Genomic DNA, 23,130 nt, shown 5'->3' with positions numbered 1-23,130 from the left:
AAGTTTAAAAATAAAATACTCAATTTAAAATCAAAAAAAGCCTAACTTAAAGTTAGGCTTTTTATTCTACCAACGTATTTTAGAACGAAGTTTCGATTTGATATTACTGAGCAGGAGCCGCTTCAGTGTCATCAATTTTTAGTAATTCGACTTCAAACACTAGCGTTGAGTTAGCAGGGATAGTCGGTGTATCTTGCTCACCGTATGCTAGCTCTGGCGGGATAACGAACTTGTACTTAGAGCCAACTTTCATCAGTTGCACGCCTTCAGTCCAACCAGGAATTACACGGTTAAGTGGGAATGTTGCTGGTTCACCACGCTCGTAAGAGCTATCGAACTGAGTACCATCTGTTAACGTACCTTTGTAGTGAACTTGAACTGTGTCCGTGTCTTTTGGAGAAGCACCTTCACCGGCCGTCATTACTTGGTAAAGTAAGCCTGATTCAGTTTGCTCTACGCCTTCTGTCTTTGCGAACTCAGCGCGGAAGTCATCACCCACTTTCTTAGTTTCTGCCGATTTTTCTGCCGCTTGTGCTTGCATAGTTTCAGCAACACGCTTGTCTAGAGCTTCAAGAGCCGCACGAGTCTCTTCTTCGTTCAGTGCCGTTTTCTCTGCAAATACGTCTTCGATACCTTGAAGAACCATGTCTTTGTCTAGGTTAATGCCTAGCTCGCTTGGCTTATCAATGCTTGTGCTTAGGTAGTTAGCGAAAGATACACCGATTGCGTATGCCGCTTTGTCGTCTTCTGTTTTAAAGTTTACTGCTTCTACTTTAACTTCTTCTACTTGAGGAGCTTCTGCCTTTGGTTCTTCTTTCTGACAACCAACTGCTAGCATAACCGTTGCGGCAAGCAGTGATACTTTTAAAACTGATTTCATTGAATTCTCCAATTAATGGCCAAGCCATTGGTTATTGTGCACAAATCTAATGATTAGATTGGTGTGAATACGTTAGTTATAACAATATACTAGTCATATGTCTTTCGACAAAAACCGGATTATTAGACGTGATGCGAATATTTTTTCATTCATTGCTATGTACAATTGTCATCACCTTGTTAAATGGCTGTTTTTTCTTCCAAGATGATGATCAACGTTGGGAAATTGAACCCAATGGTGCCACCAGCTTTGCTCTCAGCAGAGATGGACGCTTCGCCCTGCTCTACTCTCAGAAAAAACACTTACTGCTCTGGGACTTAGAGCAAAACAAAGAGCTTGCTCAACTCGGTCCGCAAGACCAATCAGAAAACCAAGTATCCCGTATCCGAATCTCGGACAATGGTCGCTTTGCCATTACCGCAAGCCAAATGAATTTCGCCGTATGGGACTTATCTTGGACTCAAGCTCAAGGGCTTTGGTCTATTTCCGATGGCTTGATTCGCGATGTCGATATATCTAGCAACGGTGAAAAAGTATTGCTTGGCCTGTCTAATGGTAAAGCGATCTATGTGGATTTAGTCACCGGACGCCGTCTGGAGTTCCTCGCTCACCGAGAAAAAGTGAATTCAGTGTCCCTTTCGGCCAATGGTCGCTACGCACTTACTGGCGGGAATGACTACAAGGCTTACCTTTGGGATACCGAGTCTGGCTTGGTATTGCGTACCTTTGAGCATGAACAAAGAGTAGTACGAGTTGCGCTACAGCGCGATGGTGAACTGGCTTTTACTTCTGACGGAGGTAATCAGGCTATGATTTGGGATCTTGAAACTGGTGAGTATCAAGCGCAACTACAGAGTTGGTCTCGACAATTGATATTTTCAAGTGCACGTTTCTCTGATGACGGCCGCATGTTGGTGACAGGAACACCATCAAGCCAGGTGAGCGTGTGGAACACTCAGGATGGCAAAAGAATTTCTCGTCACGATGCTGAACCATTAAAAGATGCTCGCCCTCCCCGTGCGGTAGTGTATGATGCGACCTTTGATGATAAAAACCGTGTGATATCGGGCACCTCAGCGGGCATTGCCCAAGCTTGGAATGTGGATTAAGAACGATGACAGAAAAGCGAGTTGAAAAACTGGAAAGCCGCGTGAATGACCTAGAGTGTCAGCTAGCTTTTCAAGAACAGACCATTGAAGAACTCAATGAAGCGCTTAGCCAACAACAGATGTTGATCACAAGAATGCAAGACCAAATGAAGTTCGTGGTTGGCAAAGTGAAAAACATGGATGGCTCAAACTTAGCAGACGCATCAGAAGAGACGCCACCGCCACACTATTAGGCAAGCTGAAAACGAGCGAATAAATATTAGTGATGCACTCCACTGACAACAAAAATTGAAAGGGCGGCAGATCTATCTGTCGCCCTTCGTTTATGTACCGACAGGCTAGGATCAAACTATCATGGTTTACTCATCGGCATAAATTTTCACTTCAACATAGCCTTCAGTATCAACGCTGGCACGGTACATCCCAGAGCTGTTCATTCCGAAATGAATTTCGCCTTGGCCATCAATAGCGATCAAACCGCCTTCCCCCCCCATGGCTTTTAGTTCACCTTGGATAATTTGCTCACTGGCCGTGTGCACATCTTCCTTGAGGTAACGCATTCGTGCAGCCACATCACTGGCGACCATTTTTCTGAGGAAAAACTCACCCATACCCGTTGTAGAAACAGCAACGTTACCATTTTCGGCAATAGTGCCTGCACCTATGATTGGCGAGTCACCGACACGACCATATTGCTTATTAGTCACGCCGCCAGTGCTTGTCGCAGCCGCTAAGTTACCCGCTTGGTCTAACGCTACAGCCCCTACGGTTCCATGCTTTTTATCGTCTGGATACTGGTCTTGTTGCTCTTCATACTGAGCTTCAGAGAGAGCAAAAATACCTTTCTCCTTCATCGATTGCAGCTGATCGTAGCGACGTTCAGTAAAAAAGTAGTCTTGCTCGGTAAACGTATACTCGTGTTCAAAGGCAAACTTCTCAGCACCTTCGCCAATCAGTAGTACGTGGTCGCTTTTAAGCATCACATCACGCGCGAGCTCAACTGGGTTTTTAACATGACGCACCCCAGCTATCGCACCGGCATCCATTTCACGCCCATGCATCACTGAGGCATCCATCTCAACAAATTCATCATGAGTCAAAACCGAACCTTTACCAGCATTAAAGTGTGGGCTGTCTTCCATCACTTTAACCGATGCAACCACTGCATCGAGAGCATCACCTCCCGATTGCAGAACTTGATAACCGGCCAAAACAGACTTTTTCAAGGCTTCGACAATGCCCGTTTTTAGTTCATCGCTCATCTGATCTCGCAAGATGGTTCCAGCACCACCATGAATGGCGATTGAAAAAGGCTGTGACATGCAAATTCTCCACTGACGTATTCTTAGAATGTTGTGCTATCAATACCACATCCATGATTCTATGTCTGATAGAGAAAACCAAACTTTTTGCGGATGCTTAGATTTACGGATACTTAGTTCGGTAGATTAAAAGCCAGGTCAAAAGGCTCGGCGCCAATACGAAAAAAGCCTCCACAAGGGAGGCTTTCAAGATTCTTAATCTACACCGTTAATTCGGTATTAGTGAGAACCACAGCTACCGCCGCCGCAGCAGCCGTCTTTTTTCTCTTCACCGTGGTCGTGGTCTTCGCCACCGCAGCAACCGCCTTCGTGGTCATGATCGTGGTCGTGACCACAGCCACCTTCTTGGTGCACATGACCGTGTTGAACTTCTTCTTCAGTCGCTTCACGAACCGCTACAACTTCAACATCAAACGTTAGTGTTTGACCTGCTAGCATATGGTTACCGTCAACAACAACTTCGTCACCATCTACTTCAGTAATTTCTACTGGGATCGGACCTTGGTCTGTATCTGCTAGGAAACGCATACCTACTTCGATTTCTTCAACACCTTGAAACACATCAGAAGGCACTCGTTGAACTAATGCGTCGTTGTGCTCACCGTAAGCCTCTTCTGGAGTAACAGTTGCAGAGAATTTGTCGCCAGCCACTTTGCCTTCAAGCTCTTTTTCAAGACCTGTAATTAGGTTGTTGTGACCGTGAAGGTAATCTAGTGGAGCCTCTGCAGTTGATTGATCAACTACTACGCCATCTTCAAGTTTCACTTGATATGCAACACTAACTACTACGTTCTTTTCAATTTTCATGAGAGCTCCAAGGAGGTTTGGACTAGGCTCGAACAGTTGAACCTAGGAATAAATTTTGTACACCGGGTATTATGGGGATGAATTAATGAAACTCAATCATTCTGGTTTAAAAATACCAATCATTTCTTGATTCGCGTGTTCAGATTTCTCTACAGTTTTCGGTTTACGCTGTTCAGTGAAGTCGCAGTCGACACATTCCACCAGCTCGATATTATTCTCGACCCACCAACGCAGTGTGTCTTGAGTGTTGCAGCTTGGGCAGCTCGCCCCTGCGATAAAGCGTTTTTTCTGTTTCACGTTCATGTCCTTTACTACTTTGGATTCGCTGTTCTTCTATGCTCCACGATGTAAAACTAATAGAGACCGCGTTTATTATTAGGCTGTATTTTTCTTATTACAAAATCATTGACTCTCAGCTCTGGATTATTGCCAATAGTTTCGAGACTGGTGATCATTTTCCATCTCGTGTCCAAAAATCTCTTCGAGCTCTTTACGAGCCTCTTTGGCTCTTTGAGCTAGCTCTGCATCTTCACTATGCTGAGAAAGTAACTCCTTCAGCATACCATTATCCAATTTCCTAAAGTGTGCTTCTGCTCGCTTCGCTTTATAAGGATGCATGCCGAGTTCGGTCAACGTTTGACGACCTAAGTCGAGAGCTCCAAGGAAGGTTTCTCGCGAGTAGTTACTCACACCGTGGTTAAGCAATTGATAGGCCTCAACACGGCTTCGAGCACGCGCTAAGATTTTTAAGCGTGGGAAGTGCTGCTTACACAAGTCGACGGTTTTCATGATTTCGTCTGGAGAGTCAGTACACAACACAATAGCTTCGGCTTTGTCTGCCCCCGCAGCTCTTAACAACTCTAAGTGTGTTGAATCGCCGTAAAATACTTTGTAGCCGAACTTTCTAAGGATATGTATTTGGCTGGCATCACTCTCAAGGACTGTGATACGAATCTTGTTGGCATACATTAAGCGGCCAATGATTTGACCAAAACGACCAAAGCCAGCAATGATCACGCGAGGGCTGCGATCCACCACATCTGAAGGCATCGTACTTTCACTGATTTGATTAAGTTGACGAGCGAAAAATTTATCTTGCAGCTTTAACATCAATGGCGTTGTCACCATAGACAAGCTGACAACAACCAATAAGAACGACACTTGTTCGTTACTTAAGAGGCCTTGTGCGCTCGCCGCAGTAAAAATGACAAAGGCAAACTCACCACCTTGGCTAAGAATCATTGCCATTCGGCTACGCGCTTTAGCTTGAGTACCAAAGATACGAGCCAGCACATACAACACCACGCCCTTTAAGACGACCAAAGCAGACACAGCACTAAGTATGACGAATGGGCTTTCCGCTAACAAACCTAAGTTTACCGCCATCCCAACAGAGATAAAGAACAGACCAAGCAGCAGCCCTTTGAAGGGGTCAATCGCAATCTCAAGCTCGTGTCGATATTCACTTTCAGCCAAAAGTACGCCCGCGAGGAAAGTACCTAATGCCATCGACAAGCCAATTTGCTGCATTATGACCGCGATACCAATCACGAGTAATAACGCCGCAATCGTAAACACCTCACGCACACCACTCATGACGATGTACCGAAACAGTGGTCTCAGTAAGAAGTGACCACCAACAAACAAACCGATCACACCACCCAGCATCCACAACATATCAGCCCAACTGCCACCGACATTACCAGCAAGCAGGGGTAACATCGCCAACATTGGAATGACCGCGATATCTTGAAAAAGTAACACCGCAAAGCCTGACTGCCCGGCCTCTTTGCCACCGAGCTCTCGCTCCTCTATAACACGCAAAGCTATCGCAGTTGAAGATAGTGCCAACCCCATACCTATCACGAGACTCGTTTGCCAACTTAAACCAAACAAACGCACGATAGCGGTAATGATCAAAGTGGTGATCAACACTTGCGCGCCACCCAACCCAAGAATAGGCGCTCTCATTTGCCACAATTTTTTGGGGTTTAGCTCTAAACCAATCAGAAAGAGCAATAATACGACCCCAAGTTCGGAGAAATGCAGAATTGCCTCGACGTCACTGATCAGCCCGAGCCCCCATGGCCCAATCGCCACACCGGCTAACAAATACCCCAACACCGAACCCAAACCAGCTCGCTGTGCAATAGGAACCGCAACGACAGCCGCCGCTAAAAAGATAACGCTACTTTGCAGAAAATCATTAGTCAGGGCCATCATTCGCTCCTGTATCTTGTAGCGGATCTTGCAACCAGTTTCGATAGGCTTCAGCGTGTTGATAACGTGCCATATCCGAAACATTTCGTGCCCAATGTAAAACGAAAGGTGACATCCAGTTCATCTGACACAAAGCAGCGGTTAACTCAAACGGTTGTAAAATCTCTTGCAATGGATATTTATTATAGCCTGCAGCGCCAAATGCCTCTTCTTTACCGCCAGTAGTGATAACACTTCTCCAGTACCTACCTTTAAGCGCACACTGCTCACCAAACGCAAAACCTTTCCCTAACACGCGATCAAACCACTCCTTCAAGAGCGAAGGGCATGAATACATAAATAAAGGGTGTTGAAACACAATCACGTCGTACTCAAGGAGCAATTTACGCTCATAAGGGACATCGATAAAAAAGTCTGGATAGATGGCATAGAGATCATGAACTTTAACATGCCCTAGCGACTCTACCTTTTTAATCATCATTTGATTAGCAATAGAGGTGTGCGGCTCCGGGTGTGCGTAAATTATTAACACCTTTGGCACGGGGTGGTCTGTCGAGGGAGTATTACTCATTCCTTTGAAACATTCCTTTGAGGGCTAAACAGTGGCGAGGCCACAAGAATTTAAAACAAAAGTTATTAATATGTTATTGGCATAATAACGCAAATTGCATTGTGATCGACTTTTATCTGGTTTCAGCCTACTATGCAGGCGTCTGTTCACCTCTAATTTCTATGCTACTTCTATGATTACTTTCTCTGATATTCAATTGCTACGCGGCGGTAAGCCATTACTCGACCAAGCATCTGCGACTCTTCACCCTGGCGACAAGATCGGTTTGGTTGGTAAAAACGGCTGTGGTAAATCCACGCTTTTCGCCTTAATTAAGGATGAATTATCTATTGATGCAGGTTCATTCAGTAAACCCGCTCACTGGGAAATGGCTTGGGTTGCACAAGAAACCCCAGCATTAGAAAGAAAAGCTATTGAGTATGTGATTGATGGTGACAGAGAATATCGTGGCCTTGAAGAGCAATTAGCCAAAGCAGAACAGGCCGACAACGGTACACTAGTAGCAGAAATACACGGAAAAATTGAAACCATTGGTGGTTACACCATCAATTCACGAGCCGCTGAATTACTTGATGGCCTTGGTTTTCGCCAAGAACAAATGACATGGAATCTGACCCAATTTTCGGGTGGTTGGCGTATGCGCTTGAACTTAGCGCAAGCTCTTCTATGTCGTAGTGACTTACTGCTACTCGATGAGCCTACCAACCACTTAGACTTAGACGCTGTGATGTGGTTAGAACGCTGGCTACAAAGCTACCCTGGTACACTGGTTCTTATCTCGCACGATAGAGACTTCTTAGATCCTATCGTCAACCGCATCGTGCATGTTGAAAACCAGCAGCTTAACGAATACACAGGAAACTACTCGTCGTTTGAGACTCAACGTGCTCAGAAACTGATCCTGCAACAAGCAATGTTCCAGAAGCAGCAGAAGCAAATGTCTCACATGCAGAGCTACATTGATCGTTTCCGTTACAAAGCCTCAAAAGCTCGCCAAGCACAAAGCCGCATTAAAGCACTTGAGAAAATGGAACAAGTGCTACCCGCTCAATTTGATAACCCATTCAGCTTTGAATTTAGAGAGCCGGACGCGCTGCCTAACCCAATCATGATGATGGATGAGGTATCGGCGGGCTACGACGACAACCTAATTCTAGAAAAGATTCGCCTTAACCTCGTTCCAGGTAGCCGTATCGGCCTGCTGGGTCGAAATGGTGCGGGTAAATCGACACTGATCAAACTGCTTTCAGGCGAACTAAAACAGCAAGGTGGTGAACTGAACTATTCGCAAGGCGTTAAGTTGGGTTACTTCGCTCAACATCAATTGGAGACGCTGCATCCAGAAGAGACACCACTGCAGCACATGATGCAGATTGCGCCTAAGCACACCGAGCAACAATTGCGAGATTACCTAGGCAGCTTTGGCTTCCAAGGTGAAAAAGCGCTCAATAAAGTGGCTCCATTTTCTGGTGGTGAAAAAGCACGATTGGTATTGGCTCTACTGGTATGGCAAAAGCCAAATCTCTTGTTACTCGATGAGCCAACCAACCACCTTGACCTCGATATGCGTCAAGCGCTGACCTTCGCGCTACAAACGTTTGAAGGCGCGATGGTTATCGTATCGCACGACCGTTACTTACTGCGTGCAACCACCGATGACTTGTACCTAGTACATGACCGTCAGGTTGCGCCGTTTGACGGTGATCTTGACGATTACTATAAATGGCTGACTGAACAGCAAAAAATTGAACGTAAAGAAGCGCAAGCGTTAGCTCCGGCTAAAGACAGCGCGAACAGCGCAGCATCAAAGAAAGAACAAAAACGTAAAGAAGCAGAGTTCAGAAAACTGACCGCGCCTATTCGCAAACAATTGACTCAATTTGAAAAGAAAATGGATAAGTTGACGCTTGATCTTGCAGAAGCTGAACAGCAATTATCTGATACTTCACTTTATGAAGCTGAAAATAAGGCTAAACTGAATAAAGTACTCGCACTGCAAGCGAGCAGTAAATCACAGCTAGAAGAAGTTGAAATGGATTGGATGTCCACTCAAGAAGAACTTGAGCAAATGGAACAGGAAATGGATAGCTTATGAGCCCAGAGCACGCCACGACATCACTAACACTGGAACGACTATGGCAATTTAGCCTTCAGTATTACAGTGTGCGCGGTGTAAAGGATGCGTGCTTAGCTTTGCAAAACCAGTTCCACGGCAACGTCAATCTTCTGCTGCTTCTCAAATGGCTTGATGAGCAGCAATTATCTTTTGCCGAAGAAGAGTGGCATAAAGTACAACAGTGTTTAAGCCGCTCTGAAACTCTTCTTCACAACTATCGTGAGCTACGTAAGCACCTCAAACCTCAGGTTGTCGACTCTCTCTACCGCGAAGCTCTCCAATTTGAGCTACAGCTAGAAAAACAGCAGCAATCCGACCTCGTTGACTGCATTAACTCCCTTAAACTTTTTGCCAGCCAACAATCGTCACTTACCTTTCAATACTGTCGTTTATTAGGGGCAGAAAACCTCTACGACGCTTTTTCTGAACCAGCACCTCAACCCTAACGCGTTTCCTTTCTCTTATCTTCAATCAAGATCCAAGCTTACCTTGGTAGTATCGCTCTTCGTTTTCACACGGGAGTGGCCCGCATGACTGGCAATATGTTTGAAGGTCAATCTCGAAAATATTCAACTAGTTACCTACACCCAGTTTTTTCAGCCCGTATCAGTGAAACTCTTGCGCTTATACCGAGAATCAACCAAGCTCAAATAAAAACGTGGGCGTTTCGCTAAAGGCTCAACACTTTATCAAAGCCTATAAAAAAAGCATGGACTGTTTTTATGACAATATTTATCGCAGCCGCTGGTTTATCTAATCCGCACTTACAAACCTTAGTGCCACGATTTATTAGAAAGCAGGCATTGTTTGCCCCTCAATGGCAAACCTTAGAAACACCCGACGGTGACTTTCTCGATCTTGCTTGGAGCGAATCGCCAGAGGGTGACACCCCAAGTAATGAGGCTCGAAGTAACAAGCCGATATTCGTTCTATTCCATGGCTTAGAGGGAAGCTTTGAAAGCCCTTATGCCAACGGACTGATGAATGCCTTTGCTAAAGATGGTTGGCTATCAGTGATGATGCACTTTAGAGGTTGTAGCGGAAAACCAAATCGCTTGGCTCGCGCATATCACTCAGGTGAAGTCGAAGACGCTCGCTTCTTCCTTAAACACCTTGATAGACAGTTTCCAAATAACCCAAAGGTTGCGGTTGGGATTTCCTTAGGCGGAAACATGCTAGCGAACTATTTGGTTGAATACGCAGATGACCCATTGCTGTCGGCGGCAACGATAGTTTCTGCACCTTTTGATCTTGCCTGTTGTTCAAGCCGCATTGAACGAGGTTTCTCCAAGATCTATAAGAAGTACCTGCTCAATTCACTCAAATCCAATGCGTTGAAAAAGGGTAATCTGCTACAAAATAAACTCGGGATCACCGCTGAAGCGATCAAGAAAATTAATAAGCTATACGAGTTTGATGAACGGATTACTGCGCCGCTACACGGGTTCAAAAACGCACAAGACTATTATGCACAGTGCTCCGCTCTTCCTAAGCTCAATCGGATAAAACTACCGACTCAGATCATCCATGCCAAAGACGATCCGTTTATGACAGACGACGTGATTCCAAAGTTCGTGTTGCCTGACAACATCGACTATCGCCTATTTCAAAAAGGCGGCCATGTGGGCTTTATTACCGGCAGTACGCTCAAACCTAGATTTTGGTTGGAAGAAGCATTACCCGCCTACTATGAAAGTCTCCAAGATTCGGCATAATGCCCGGACGTTATAAAAATAAGCTTAGCCTTGGTAAAAAGGGGGAGTGATAATGTCACTAGACACACTCATCAACGTACCAATGAACATACTCATGAACATAAAAGAGAGAAGTATTTATGATCATCCCATGGCAAGACATCGCGCCAGAGACACTGGAAAACCTCATCAAAGAGTTCGTACTGCGTGAAGGTACAGACTACGGCGACGTAGAGGTTTCATTACAGAACAAGATTGACCAAGTGAAACATCAATTAGCCTCGGGAGAGGTCAGCATCGTGTTTTCTGAGCTACATGAAACCGTTGATATCCAAGTCATAAAACGCTTCTAGGCTGCGCTTAGAAAGGAGCCGTGTTATAGTAAAAGTCGATTGCTAACAAGTATGTTACTCAAACGACAAGGGTTGTCATGTCCGCTAAACATCCAATTATTGCGGTGACGGGTTCATCTGGAGCCGGCACCACCACTACCTCAGAAGCCTTCCGCAAAATGTTCAATATGATGGACGTGAAGGCCGCTTGGGTTGAAGGGGATAGTTTCCATCGCTTTACTCGACCAGAAATGGATGTCGAAATCCGCAAGGCACGCGCGCAAGGTAAGCACATCAGCTACTTTGGTCCACAGGCTAACGATTTTGGCGCATTAGAAGAATTCTTCCATCAGTATGGTAATGAAGGCACCGGTAAAGTACGGAGTTATCTGCACACCTTCGATGAAGCCGTGCCTTACAATCAAATGCCAGGTACCTTTACGCCATGGCAAGAGATCCCTGAAAATTCAAATGTGATGTTCTACGAAGGCCTACACGGCGGTGTAGTAGACGGAGACATCAACGTCTCTAAACATGTCGACCTGCTAATCGGTATGGTGCCAATCGTGAACCTTGAATGGATACAAAAATTCGTTCGTGACACACGCGATCGCGGGCACTCACGTGAAGCAGTAATGGACTCAATTGTTCGTTCAATGGATGATTATCTTAACTACATTACTCCTCAATTTTCACGTACTCATATCAATTTTCAACGAGTTCCAACCGTAGATACATCCAACCCACTCAACGCCAAAGGGATCCCTAGTTTAGACGAGAGCTTCGTAGTTATACGTTTGCGTGGCATCAAAAACGTCGATTTCCCATACCTTTTGGCAATGATTGATGGCTCATTTATGTCTCGCCACAACACGCTTGTCGTGCCAGGAGGAAAAATGAGTTTTGCTATGGAGCTCATTGTAAGACCAATCCTGCAACAGCTCATCGAAACCGGAAAAATAGGTTAACGGTACGGCGTTCTTATTGATTACTTTTCATACCGTGATCATGTGCACAATTTTGCGTAAAAAATCGTAGCTTGGTCACGATTAAAATCAAGAAATAGTACCTGAAAAAGGATACTATTCTTAAACGAAACACAAGATAGCTTGCAGCACTCAACTAGTGCTCTTATCCTAACGAGTCAATCCAGGCTTAGCTAAAATACGGAAAGCAGCAAGCATACCCTGCAGAGGAAGTAAGATATTATGGTTCTAGGTAAACCCCAAACCGATCCAACATTAGAGTGGTTCCTTTCACACTGTCATATTCATAAGTACCCTTCAAAAAGTACTTTGATTCATGCTGGTGAAAAGGCAGAAACCTTGTACTACATTGTGAAAGGTTCTGTGGCAGTTCTTATCAAAGACGAAGAAGGTAAGGAAATGATTCTTTCTTACCTAAACCAAGGCGACTTCATCGGTGAGCTTGGCTTATTCGAAGAAGACCAAGAGCGTTCTGCGTGGGTTCGAGCAAAATCTCCTTGTGAAGTTGCTGAGATTTCTTTCAAGAAATTCCGCCAACTTATCCAAGTGAACCCAGACATCCTGATGCGTCTTTCAGCGCAAATGGCAAACCGCCTACAAGTAACTAGCCAAAAAGTTGGTGACTTAGCGTTCCTTGACGTAACCGGTCGTATCGCTCAAACGCTACTAAACCTAGCGAAACAACCCGATGCAATGACTCACCCTGACGGCATGCAAATCAAGATCACTCGTCAAGAAATTGGCCAGATCGTTGGTTGTTCTCGTGAGACAGTAGGTCGTATCTTGAAGATGCTAGAAGAGCAGAACCTAATTTCTGCACACGGTAAAACTATCGTGGTATACGGCACTCGTTAATCTCGATTAGCTGAGCCAAAAATTTGAAAGCCACCAAATGCAAATTTGGTGGCTTTTTTGTTTTTTGAAGATGCGAGAGCATTACGAAATAGAGCTTCGTCCGTTAACCGTTGGTGCTTTCAAAAATCTTGTCAGCCGATGCTGCGACAAACCCGGTATAAAGCTCACCATTAGCCATCGCATAGCGCTTAGCAAACTCATAGAAGCCACCAGGAATCATCTCATTGCCTTCAACAAATGAAACTGGGACTTTATCTGCCATTGTTGATGATTGTTCTAATAAGACCTCTGGAGAGCCTTTAACCTCACCTCCAGACGCATTGATAGTGAATCCCGACTCATTCAGATAGTCATTCACGGCCTGCACTTCATCGAAGTTATTAAGTTGGTTCACACTCACCGTAAAGTGATTTGCACCGTAACCATGAGCCGCTAACCAAGACGCGTATTCACTCTCTTTTGCTAGCACTTGGAAATCTGCGAAGCTCAAACCCCAAAGACGACCACCAAACAAGAATTCATGACCTTGAAGCTGATTTGCATCAACTTGCTCAACCAACTTAGCAACGATCTGTTGCAACTCACTTGAGCACTCTTCTACCTTCAATTCACTAATGAACACTTTCGGCTGTTTTGGATCTGGATGCTCGTAATGCTTAGCAACTAGCTTCTTGCTCTCAAACAGGTAATCGCCACACGCTTTATAACCTAACTCAAGGAAAGGCTTAGCCAGCGTTTCAATTCCCAGCGGAGCTACATTGAAAGTACGCAGTGCAATATGATCATTAATCAGCGCTTCGTCTTCTTTTAGCAACTGGTGTACTTTCTCAGCCGATGGGCACAGCCTGTGAATGTAATCATCCCATAGTGATTTAAATAGTAGATCGGGCGTCATGGTGACTCCTTGTCAGAGATTCTAGCAAGCTAGTAATTTGGATTAGAAAGGGAGAGGCTGAGACACAAAGTCAGCAGCCATCAGCCTGTGACATACTTGTTCTATTATTATCTACCGCCCAATCTAGGTGTCAGGCGTGATGGAAAAGGAAGCGATAACACCACTTCCCTATTTCCAGTTTAACGAATGAGCTTAGTACTCATTAGCCTAAATTACAGCTCAAGACCCGGGCTAAATGTCGCGGGCAATTGAGTTTCGCCACCTTCCATTGAAGCCATAGGGTAAGCACAGTAGTCAGCCGCATAGTAAGCACTAGGGCGTAAGTTACCTGAAGCACCCGGACCACCAAATGGTGCATCACCACTGGCGCCTGTTAGCTGACGGTTACGGTTCACAATACCCGCTCGAATATGGTCAACGAAGTATTCCCATTCAGAATCATCTGTTGATACTAAACCAGCAGATAAACCAAAGCGTGTGTCGTTAGCTAACTCAACCGCTTGCTCTAGTGACTGATAGCGAATTACTTGTAGCAATGGACCGAAGTATTCTTCATCTGGCAGTTCAGCAATGTTGGTTGCATCGATAATACCCGGAGAAACAAACGCCGCTTGACCCGATTTTGCTTCTACTAGGCTGACACCACCTAGCGATTGCAGATTAGCTTGCGCGTCCAGAATGAACTTAGCTGCTGCTTCAGAGATCTGTGGACCCATGAATGGTGCTGGCTCAGCGAAAGGCTGATCAACACGAATCTTTTGAGTTGCTGCAACAAGCTTATCGATCAGTAGGTCACCCTTCTCGCCAATAGGAATATATAGACGACGAGCACACGTACAACGTTGACCTGCACTGATGAACGCCGATTGGATAATGGTATAAACCGTCGCATCAACATCACCAAATTGGTCACTGATCACCATAGGGTTATTGCCGCCCATTTCTAGCGCCAGCATCTTGCCCGGTTGACCTGAAAATTGACGATGCAGGATATGACCAGTATTCGCGCTACCTGTGAATAGCACGCCATCAAGACCTTTAGCATCCGCCAGTGCGATGCCAGTCTCTTTAGCGCCTTGCACTAGGTTAATTACGCCAGCAGGGAGACCCGCTTCTTGCCATAGCTTCATTGCAAACTCACCTGTCCATGGTGTTTGCTCTGAAGGTTTGAACACGACGGTATTTCCCGATAGCAGTGCAGGAACAATATGACCGTTAGGTAGGTGTCCTGGGAAGTTATAAGGACCAAATACCGCCATCACGCCCAGTGGACGATGACGCAGAACGATTTGGTTACCTGCTGCTTCACGTGAAGCTTCACCAGTACGTTCATGATAAGCACGGATAGAGATAGCAATTTTGCCCGCCATTGCGCCCGCTTCCGTGCGAGTTTCCCAAATCGGTTTACCCGTCTCTTTTGCGATAATTTGTGCGATTTCTTCGCTGTTCTCTTTCACTGTTTCCGCGAACTTCAACACGATCGCTTCGCGCTCAGAAAAGCTCAGCTTTTTCCAAACCAAGAAGGCTTCACGAGCCGCCGCTACTGCGGATTCAACCTGTGCCGGTGTTGCACTATCACCCTGCCACACTACTTCATTGTTGTATGGGCTTACTGATGTCATGGCTTCACCTTGACCAGCCACCCATTGTCCTGCTATCCACTGAGTCATACTTCTATCCTTAAAAATCTTCGACAGATAATCACCGCTCTTATTGAGCCAACATGCGAACGAATTCGCCTTCTTTTACTTCAAGAGCGCTTGCTACTTCAGATGATAAAATCACTGTGTCTCTTTCTTGGTCATACGCGCCTTTCGCGGCGACCGCGCGGAAGTTTTCAAACGAAGTATTACCAATTAGGAAGTCTTTCGAGCTAGAGTGATCGGCAATTTTTACTTGAGCACGAATCGCATGACGCACTGATTCGATATTTTTTAAATCACATTCAACCGTTGGACCTGCATCAAAGATGTCAACATAGCCACGGTTAGTAAAACCTTCACGTTCAAGTAGCTTAAGTGCCGGACGAGTATTATCGTGCACTTGGCCAATCACAGACTGGGCCTCTTTACTCAATAAGTTTACGTAGATTGGTAACTTTGGCATTAGGTCAGCAATGAAGCCTTTCTTACCAATACCGGTTAGGTAATCTGCAAGTGTAAAATCAATAGAGAAGAAGTGCTCTTGCAGCCACTGCCAGAAAGGTGAATTGCCTTCAGCATCCGATACACCACGCATTTCAGCAAAAATCGTTTTCGAGAAACGCTCCGGGTGTTCAGCCATGATCAAGAAACGACACTTAGACATCAAACGGCCATTCAATCCACCACGGAAATCAGGTCGCAAGAATAGTGTGCAGATCTCACTGCATCCGGTGTAGTTATTACCGAAAGTCAGCAGCTTCACGACATTGTTAACGCCAAGCTTTTGTGATGAGTGAACCACTTTACTGATGTGGTAAGAATAAAACGGTACATCCCAGCCAATCGAAGCTTCGATCCCTGTCGTACCTGCGACTTCTCCAGTTTCGGTATCAAAGCCAACCATTAGGTAGCCTTCGTCACCGGGCTCAGTCACATCTTGTTTGGCAAAGCTGTATTCAGAGTGAGTAATTCGGTTGGTTAACAGTTCTTCATTAACCGGAAGAGACGTAAATCCATGTCCTGACTCAACGGCGCAGGTATGCAGCGAATCGTAGTCAGATAATTTAATTGGGCGAACAACTAGCATCAATATTCCCTCCAGATGCAAAACAGGCCCAAAACCAGAAGCTTGGGCCTTCAGCGAAACGTCATAGGATCGCTCTAATGACGATGATTCCTATGACGCCGCTCAGGCTATACTAGCGTAGCGATTGCTTTGTCTAGTTTTGATAAGCCTTCTTCAATTTCTTGTGTAGTAATAACCAGTGATGGCGTGAAACGAACCACGTTTGCACCCGCAACCAGTACCATCAAGCCTTGTTCACCTGCTGCTACTAATACGTCGCGTGCACGGCCTTGCCACTCTTCATTAAGCGCAGCACCTAGCAATAGACCTTTACCACGAACTTCACTGAAGATTTGGTACTTGTCGTTAATCTTAGCAAGACCATCACGGAACAATGCTTCACGCTCTTTCACGCCTGCTAATACTTCAGGTTGGCTAACCACATCAACAACCGCTTCTGCAACAGCACACGCCAGTGGGTTACCACCGTAAGTAGAACCGTGAGTACCTACTTTCAGGTGCTCTGCTAGCTCTGTGGTCGTTAACATTGCACCGATAGGGAAACCACCACCGAGTGATTTCGCAGTGCTTAGAATATCAGGTGTCACACCTAGGCCTTGGTAAGCGTAAAAATTACCAGTACGACCATTACCCGTTTGCACTTCATCAAAGATAAGCAGTGCATTGTGTTTGTCACACAGTTCACGAACTGTGTTCACGAATTCAGACGTTGGAGAAATGATACCGCCCTCACCTTGCAGAGGTTCCATCATGATTGCACATGTGCGATCTGAGATGTGCGCTTCTAGCGCGGCAATATCATTGTAAGGCAGGTGAGTCACATCGCCCGGTTTAGGACCGAAGCCGTCAGAATAAGCTTCTTGACCACCAACCGTTACAGTAAAGAAAGTACGACCATGGAAACCTTGTTTGAATGCAATGATTTCAGATTTCTCAGGGCCATGAACATCCGCCGCCCAACGACGAGCTAGCTTAAGAGCTGCTTCGTTTGCTTCTGCGCCAGAGTTCGCAAAGAATACTTTTTCTGCAAAACACACATCGGTTAGCTTTTTCGCTAGACGCAGTGCAGGTTCGTTGGTCATCACGTTACTTAGGTGCCAAATCTTGTTTGCTTGCTCAGTAACGGCGTTAACCATTGCTGGGTGACAGTGACCCAAACAGCTCACAGCGATACCACCAGCAAAGTCGATATACTCTCGGCCTTGTTGGTCCCAAACGCGTGCGCCTTCCCCTTTCACTGGGATCATTTCCATTGGGTTATAACAAGGCACCATCACCTCATTAAACAGACTACGTTCTACTTTATTTTCCACTGTCATCGTACATTCCTTCTCGATACCGCAAGCTTCGCAAATAAGCGTATTGGTTTATAAGTGAGACAAAATATTTTGTCCCGTCATAATCCCGCCGCAGCATTATATTTACATTTAATTAACGTTTTCAATAGTAGATTATTCTTTAGCCATCCATGACAGCCAGCTAAATGTCACTACTTATGACTATTTATGCATCAATTAATCTATTTTATGAAGCTTTTTCTACTCAAGCGTATCTCTAACAACAGCAAAGCCTTACTGGCATTGCGGTATATTGGGTTCGAGACGAAATAAGGCGAATAATATTGCATAGACTAAAAACTTAGCCTAACGAGGGAGAAATGTTATAAAAGGTGATCAGTGTCAGGGAGGGAGGAGCGCTTAAAACACGGATTCAAACACCTAGCGTCTTAGGAAATTAGCCAGAAGTTGGTGTCCCTGATCTGTTTTAATCGATTCAGGGTGGAACTGTACTGCATCAATCGGCAAGGTTTTGTGTTGATAACCCATGATCTCATCCATGCTGCCATCTTCAAATTCCGTCCAAGAAGTAAGTTCAAAGCAGTCGGGTAGCGTGCCATTTTTCACCACTAGGGAATGGTAACGTGTCACAGTCAGAGGGTTATTAAGCCCTTGAAAAACACTCTTACCGTTGTGACGGATTGGAGAGGTTTTACCGTGCATCACTTGTCTGGCTCTCACCACTTCACCACCAAAGGCTTGAGCAATGGCTTGATGACCAAGACACACACCTAAGATCGGCAGCTTACCAACAAAGTGTTCAATGACTTGCAGGGAGATCCCCGCATCATCCGGTGTACAAGGACCTGGTGAGATAACAAGGTGGCTAGGATTCAGTGATTCGATGCCTGCGATATCAATCTCATCGTTGCGTACAACTTTTACAGTTACCCCTAACTCACAGAAATACTGATACAAGTTATAGGTAAAGGAGTCGTAGTTATCGATGATAAGTAACATGGGTCGAAATCGTTTGCTAAATACTAAAGGGTTGGGAGATATAGGGGCGGTATTGTGCAATACCCATAGCGAAAGGCAAGTGGAAACTGCATTTCGCCAATAATTAAGGCCAACCTAAGTTGACCTTAATTGTTTACAGATAGATCTGAGCTATCTGGATTGGTTTGCTAGCATAGTTTATGGCTCGTTTACTTGTTATCGAGCTACTTGTGACTAAGCTACTTGCGACGACGCCACATTGCTAGTCCGAACAATGACATCAGTGCACCAAAGCCGAATGAACCGCCGACTCTTAGCTCAAGAACAGCAGGATCATGATCTGATGAACGGAAGTGATCTTGGTACTTAGGTAGATCGCCTTTGTACTCTTCGTTGTAGTCAAACAACGTCGATTCACCACCATTGATGTGCCAGTCGGTCGCATCAACCACCATGCCCTTCAAGCTCTCGCTGATCAACAGGTGATCCAGCGCGCCCACTTCGTCATTGTATGAATAGCTCCAGCTGTCTGGGTGCTTTTGAGCCACAGCATTAATGTAGCCGTAGTTCTTAGTAATCACCGCACCGCTATCACCAAACTGCTCAACACCATCAATGTAAGTGTTACGCGCCGCTTTGATTTGCTTACCGTATTTCTCTTCAGAGTAATCCGTCAGCACCAGCATTGGATCTTCCATGCCGTACGAGTTCATATCACCCAGAATCACTTTATGGCCTTTGATGCCATCAAGCGCTTCACCTAATGCGACCGCAGCTGCCACACGGAAGTTCTCACATGAACCTTGCTTATCGGCATCAACACCACCTTGACCACCCTCTTCAACTGGCGCAGCATCTTCCCAACACTTAGAACCTTTCGATTTAAAGTGGTTAATCGCTACGGTGAGTTTCTCTTTGGTGCCTTTAACTTTAAAGGTTGGCGCCAATGAGTCGCGTTGGTAGTTCTTACCGTCTTCAATCACCTTACCTGAATCGTCTAACACCTCTGGAGCTTGCTGGCTTGGCATCGCGATAACACGGCTGTCTTTAAGCTTCACTACCTTCTTACGGTAGATAACACCCGTTGTGATTACGTCGGTACCAATCGAGTCCATCTCGTCGGTTACGCCATCTTCATTAGAATCGACAGCGACAAACGTATAACGGTCTTTCTTACGTTCAATACGGTTATTCAGTTGATTAACAAGCTGCCCAATGGCAGAGCCTTCACCAAAGCCGTTGTTCTCAATTTCCATCAAGCCAATGATGTCTGCATCTAAGCGAAGAATCGCGTTGACAATCTTCTCTTGCTGCATCTCAAACTCAGTGATGGTGTTCGCACCACGGTTATTACCGTGCTGATTCGCATCACCGCCAAATGGAGAATTAAAGTAGTTCAGTACATTGAAGGTCGCGATACGTAGGTCACCTTCATCCATATCTGGCTTGTCGGTACGCGGATCGTTACGAACGAAGTTTTCAGCAGAAATCTGGTTAGTCGCAATTAAACGGTATTCACCGTAGCTGTAGGTCAGAACACCTTCTAGACCAACAATGGTGTCATCAATGCGGATGTAATCTTCTGTTGAACCATCCTGGTCGATGTCGGTACGGCCAAAGTATGGATAGAAAGGAACTTGTCCGTCACCCGCTTTTTGATCGGCTTCAACGAACAGGCGACGGTCTGCGTTGTCTTCTGTTTGTTGTTTCGCGCCATCAGAACCTGCGGCGAAAAGCTGGTTAGGCTGCATGTTGATACGCTCATGCGCCAACACCATGTTGTTACGACGACCTGCGTAGTCATAACCGAAGGTACGCGTTACACGCATATCAAGTGCTTCGGTTGTTTTCACCAACATGCCTTCGTAGCGTTCAAGCGTTGCAGCGAAGTTCTCGTCACTGTCTAGCGCTTCAATCGCCGTTGCTTCAGGTGCTTGTTGTGTCCACTGCTTTAGCCATTGATTGTTTTCAACTTTAAGTTGAGTGTGGCTGTAGTATTCTTGAACCTTGCCTTTGACACACACCACATCGCCCGCGGCTAGCTCTGAGCTTGACTGGTTAGTATGAATGAATAAGCCTTCAGAGGTGCTTGAGTTGAAGTCATCCTCAAGAGCTTTCAGATAGAAGCCTTTGGTTAGGCCTGTAGTCACTGCACTTACCACACCTTTGACGAAGTATTCATCATCAGTGATATACGGATAGCCATCGATGAATGGCGAGGTTGCACCTTCACCTTGGATCTCTTGAATAGTGGTGAATACCGGATCTGAGCCATCTTGTGTACAAGTGAACGCTTCTGGCAGTTCAACACTGTCTAGTGAACCTAGCCCTTCAATACTATCTTTTGGTAGCGATACCCACTGTGAAGCGTCAAACGTCGCCGATGGTGTTTGTGTCGCACGAACCAAAGTGACATCTTTGCCCCAGTCCACATCGCCCATCACACCAATCATATCCAGCACACTTGAGTCTGAATTCAAGATAGCCAGTGGATCGTCTCCATTATGGTTAGCCAGCGAAGCATTTAGAATGTCAGCGACGGCCTTAATCTCATCACTGGCATTGGTATGAGCGACAACAAGCACCTGACCGGGCGCTAAAACGTGGCCATCTAAAGATAAAGTGGCCCCCCATGATCCGTTACCATTCGCTGATTTAGCCAGTGAATAACCATCTAAGTTAATACGGCTATCGCCGTTATTAGCTATCTCAACCGCTTTGTTGTAACTGCCGCCTTCCACATATTGTGAAATAAACAAATCAGCGTGTGCGCTTGTGGTTAACAAGCTACCAATTGCCACTGCTAGCAATGAAGGTTTGTGTAAAAGAGCCATCCGTTTCACCTGAGTTCATTGAGTTATCGTCACTGCCGTCTATGGGCAGTCATGTATTTTGTGGTAACTATCAGGTTTATTTATGAAAGGAATAAGTCAGTTGGCAAGAAAATGAGGAACTTATCACTTTGGAATCATCAATTGTTTGGCACGTTATATATTTCCAACACAAATAGAAACAAGCCTAATTTTATAAAAATTGAGAGTGCTGAATAAGATCATCTGCACAGCATTAAAGCCACGGGTATGCTAGCAAAACACTGCGTAAATTATCAGTTCAAACAAGAGGTTTTCGGGGAAGGTAAATAGAATGGGCATTAAAAAGCCCAAAGTAAACAAAAGCTACTTTGGGCTCAAATTCTCAAGCAAGTTGTTTTAGTTCACCCTATGGGCGAGTAACAAAACCAACTGCTGCGTACGCTTTTTTCAGTGTCACAGAAGCACGCTCAGACGCTTTTTCAGCCCCCGCTTTCATTACTGCGTCCATGTACGCACGATCAGCACGGATACGGTGGTATTCAGATTGAATCGGCTCAAGCATCTCAACCAATGCTGCACCTACATCTTTCTTAAATGGACCGTACATTTCAACGCCTTGGTATTGCGCTTCGATCTCTGCGAACCTTTTACCCGTCGCTGCAGAGTACAAGCCCATTAGGTTAGAAATACCCGCTTTGTTTTCCCAATCGTGAGCAATACGTGGTGGTGTTTCTGCATCGGTTTGCGCTTTGTTGATCTTCTTGATGATCGACTTAGGCTCTTCTAGCAGAGTAATGACGTTCTTACGGTTGTCGTCTGACTTAGACATCTTCTTCGTCGCATCTTGCAAGCTCATTACACGTGCATTCACTGTTGGAATGTAAGGTTCTGGTACTTGGAAGATTGGCGTTTCAGGACCGTAGATGTTGTTAAAACGAGTTGCGATATCACGCGCTAGCTCTAAGTGTTGTTTCTGGTCGCTACCTACAGGTACTTGGTGAGCACCGTAAAGCAGGATGTCTGCAGCCATCAACACTGGGTAGTCGTATAGGCCTACGTTTACGTCGTTCGAGTGACGCGCAGACTTATCTTTAAACTGAGTCATACGGCTCAGTTCACCCATTTGTGTGTAACAGTTAAGAAGCCAACCAAGTTGAGCATGCTCTGGTACGTGTGACTGAACAAATAGCGTGCTCTTCTTTGGATCAACACCGACAGCAAGACAGATTGCTAGTGCGTCTAGAGTCGCTTCATGCAGTGCTTTCGGGTCTTGGCGAACCGTAATTGCGTGAAGGTCTACAACACAGTATTGGCAATCGTAATCATCTTGCATCTGTTGCCATTGACGTAGAGCACCCAAGTAGTTACCGATACTTAGTTCACCAGATGGTTGAACACCACTCAATACGATGGGCTTGCTCATGGTTTTAATTCCTTTGCTTATTCGCTTGGTTTTTCACTGCGCTTGTTAACTTAGTTTGTTAACTTCGCTTATTCGCCTAGCTTCTTAACTTAAATATAGAA

21 protein-coding genes are annotated in these 23,130 nt (G+C 45.4%); 8 read left to right on the top strand and 13 right to left on the bottom strand.

All coding sequences use genetic code 11. From position 1 onward, the window contains the following. Positions 1-103: 103 nt before the first annotated feature. The gene (gene fkpA, locus ACED48_RS09090; protein ID WP_017055805.1) at positions 104-880 is read right to left on the bottom strand and encodes an FKBP-type peptidyl-prolyl cis-trans isomerase; all 777 of its coding nucleotides are present in this window, start codon (positions 878-880) and stop codon (positions 104-106) included. 131 nt (positions 881-1,011) lie between these two features. Here fkpA and ACED48_RS09085 point away from each other — a divergent pair, with 131 nt between their 5' ends. Together ACED48_RS09085 and ACED48_RS09080 are read left to right on the top strand one after the other, a co-directional pair. Then, positions 1,012-1,989: a WD40 repeat domain-containing protein gene (locus tag ACED48_RS09085; RefSeq protein WP_017055806.1), complete on the top strand. Its 978-nt coding sequence runs from the start codon at positions 1,012-1,014 to the stop codon at positions 1,987-1,989. Positions 1,990-1,994: 5 nt separating this feature from the next. Further along, a complete protein-coding gene (locus ACED48_RS09080; RefSeq protein WP_017055807.1) occupies positions 1,995-2,222 on the top strand; it encodes a SlyX family protein in 228 nt (75 codons plus the stop codon). 126 nt (positions 2,223-2,348) lie between these two features. Here ACED48_RS09080 and ACED48_RS09075 read toward each other — a convergent pair whose 3' ends face one another. The 5 genes from ACED48_RS09075 to kefG all read right to left on the bottom strand — a co-directional run bounded on the left by ACED48_RS09075 (position 2,349) and on the right by kefG (position 6,909). Then, positions 2,349-3,311 (bottom strand): isoaspartyl peptidase/L-asparaginase family protein, encoded by a 963-nt coding sequence (locus ACED48_RS09075; RefSeq protein ID WP_017055808.1) that lies wholly within the window; start codon positions 3,309-3,311, stop codon positions 2,349-2,351. A gap of 219 nt (positions 3,312-3,530) precedes the next feature. Next, on the bottom strand, positions 3,531-4,118 hold the full coding sequence (gene slyD, locus ACED48_RS09070; protein WP_017055809.1) for a peptidylprolyl isomerase: 588 nt from the start codon (positions 4,116-4,118) through the stop codon (positions 3,531-3,533). A gap of 96 nt (positions 4,119-4,214) precedes the next feature. Continuing rightward, positions 4,215-4,415, bottom strand: coding sequence for a YheV family putative zinc ribbon protein (locus ACED48_RS09065; protein WP_017632113.1), 201 nt, complete (start codon positions 4,413-4,415; stop codon positions 4,215-4,217). A gap of 126 nt (positions 4,416-4,541) precedes the next feature. Then, positions 4,542-6,338, bottom strand: coding sequence for a glutathione-regulated potassium-efflux system protein KefB (gene kefB / locus ACED48_RS09060; RefSeq protein WP_017055811.1), 1,797 nt, complete (start codon positions 6,336-6,338; stop codon positions 4,542-4,544). Continuing rightward, complete coding sequence (gene kefG, locus ACED48_RS09055; RefSeq protein WP_029626910.1) at positions 6,325-6,909, bottom strand: glutathione-regulated potassium-efflux system ancillary protein KefG; 585 nt, start codon at positions 6,907-6,909, stop codon at positions 6,325-6,327. Before kefG ends, kefB begins: the two co-directional genes overlap by 14 nt. A 172-nt stretch (positions 6,910-7,081) precedes the next feature. Here kefG and ACED48_RS09050 point away from each other — a divergent pair, with 172 nt between their 5' ends. From ACED48_RS09050 to crp, 6 genes are all read left to right on the top strand, one after another. Continuing rightward, positions 7,082-9,004 (top strand): ABC transporter ATP-binding protein, encoded by a 1,923-nt coding sequence (locus ACED48_RS09050; RefSeq protein ID WP_017055813.1) that lies wholly within the window; start codon positions 7,082-7,084, stop codon positions 9,002-9,004. Continuing rightward, the gene (locus tag ACED48_RS09045; RefSeq protein ID WP_017055814.1) at positions 9,001-9,471 is read left to right on the top strand and encodes a TIGR02444 family protein; all 471 of its coding nucleotides are present in this window, start codon (positions 9,001-9,003) and stop codon (positions 9,469-9,471) included. The genes ACED48_RS09050 and ACED48_RS09045 overlap by 4 nt, the downstream gene beginning before the upstream one ends. 276 nt (positions 9,472-9,747) lie before the next feature. Next, entirely contained in the window at positions 9,748-10,740 is a 993-nt protein-coding gene (locus ACED48_RS09040; RefSeq protein ID WP_017055815.1) for a hydrolase, read from the top strand. A gap of 119 nt (positions 10,741-10,859) precedes the next feature. Then, on the top strand, positions 10,860-11,072 hold the full coding sequence (locus tag ACED48_RS09035; RefSeq protein ID WP_017055816.1) for a YheU family protein: 213 nt from the start codon (positions 10,860-10,862) through the stop codon (positions 11,070-11,072). Between the two features lie 77 nt (positions 11,073-11,149). Further along, complete coding sequence (locus tag ACED48_RS09030; protein WP_017055817.1) at positions 11,150-12,019, top strand: phosphoribulokinase; 870 nt, start codon at positions 11,150-11,152, stop codon at positions 12,017-12,019. A gap of 240 nt (positions 12,020-12,259) precedes the next feature. Beyond that, entirely contained in the window at positions 12,260-12,892 is a 633-nt protein-coding gene (gene crp, locus ACED48_RS09025) for a cAMP-activated global transcriptional regulator CRP (protein WP_017055818.1), read from the top strand. A gap of 103 nt (positions 12,893-12,995) precedes the next feature. On the opposite strand, the gene ACED48_RS09020 is transcribed toward crp, so the two are convergent. The 7 genes from ACED48_RS09020 to trpS all read right to left on the bottom strand — a co-directional run bounded on the left by ACED48_RS09020 (position 12,996) and on the right by trpS (position 23,029). Further along, positions 12,996-13,787 (bottom strand): DUF1338 domain-containing protein, encoded by a 792-nt coding sequence (locus ACED48_RS09020; RefSeq protein WP_017055819.1) that lies wholly within the window; start codon positions 13,785-13,787, stop codon positions 12,996-12,998. Positions 13,788-13,999: 212 nt separating this feature from the next. Further along, positions 14,000-15,457 (bottom strand): succinylglutamate-semialdehyde dehydrogenase, encoded by a 1,458-nt coding sequence (gene astD, locus ACED48_RS09015; RefSeq protein WP_017055820.1) that lies wholly within the window; start codon positions 15,455-15,457, stop codon positions 14,000-14,002. A gap of 40 nt (positions 15,458-15,497) precedes the next feature. Continuing rightward, a complete protein-coding gene (astA, locus tag ACED48_RS09010) occupies positions 15,498-16,517 on the bottom strand; it encodes an arginine N-succinyltransferase (RefSeq protein WP_017055821.1) in 1,020 nt (339 codons plus the stop codon). A 107-nt stretch (positions 16,518-16,624) separates the two neighbouring features. Beyond that, positions 16,625-17,836: an aspartate aminotransferase family protein gene (locus ACED48_RS09005; RefSeq protein ID WP_017055822.1), complete on the bottom strand. Its 1,212-nt coding sequence runs from the start codon at positions 17,834-17,836 to the stop codon at positions 16,625-16,627. A 399-nt stretch (positions 17,837-18,235) separates the two neighbouring features. Continuing rightward, complete coding sequence (locus tag ACED48_RS09000) at positions 18,236-18,814, bottom strand: aminodeoxychorismate/anthranilate synthase component II (protein WP_017055823.1); 579 nt, start codon at positions 18,812-18,814, stop codon at positions 18,236-18,238. 218 nt (positions 18,815-19,032) lie between these two features. Further along, positions 19,033-21,627: an ExeM/NucH family extracellular endonuclease gene (locus tag ACED48_RS08995; protein ID WP_017055824.1), complete on the bottom strand. Its 2,595-nt coding sequence runs from the start codon at positions 21,625-21,627 to the stop codon at positions 19,033-19,035. Positions 21,628-22,012: 385 nt separating this feature from the next. Further along, the gene (gene trpS, locus ACED48_RS08990; protein WP_017055825.1) at positions 22,013-23,029 is read right to left on the bottom strand and encodes a tryptophan--tRNA ligase; all 1,017 of its coding nucleotides are present in this window, start codon (positions 23,027-23,029) and stop codon (positions 22,013-22,015) included. Between the last annotated feature and the right edge of the window lie 101 nt (positions 23,030-23,130).

This window comes from Vibrio sp. 5S239, from assembly GCF_041439575.1.
GTDB lineage: Bacteria > Pseudomonadota > Gammaproteobacteria > Enterobacterales > Vibrionaceae > Vibrio > Vibrio kanaloae.
The sequence above is the reverse complement of the archived record's forward strand: the minus strand, read 5'-3'. Positions and strand labels throughout refer to the sequence as shown.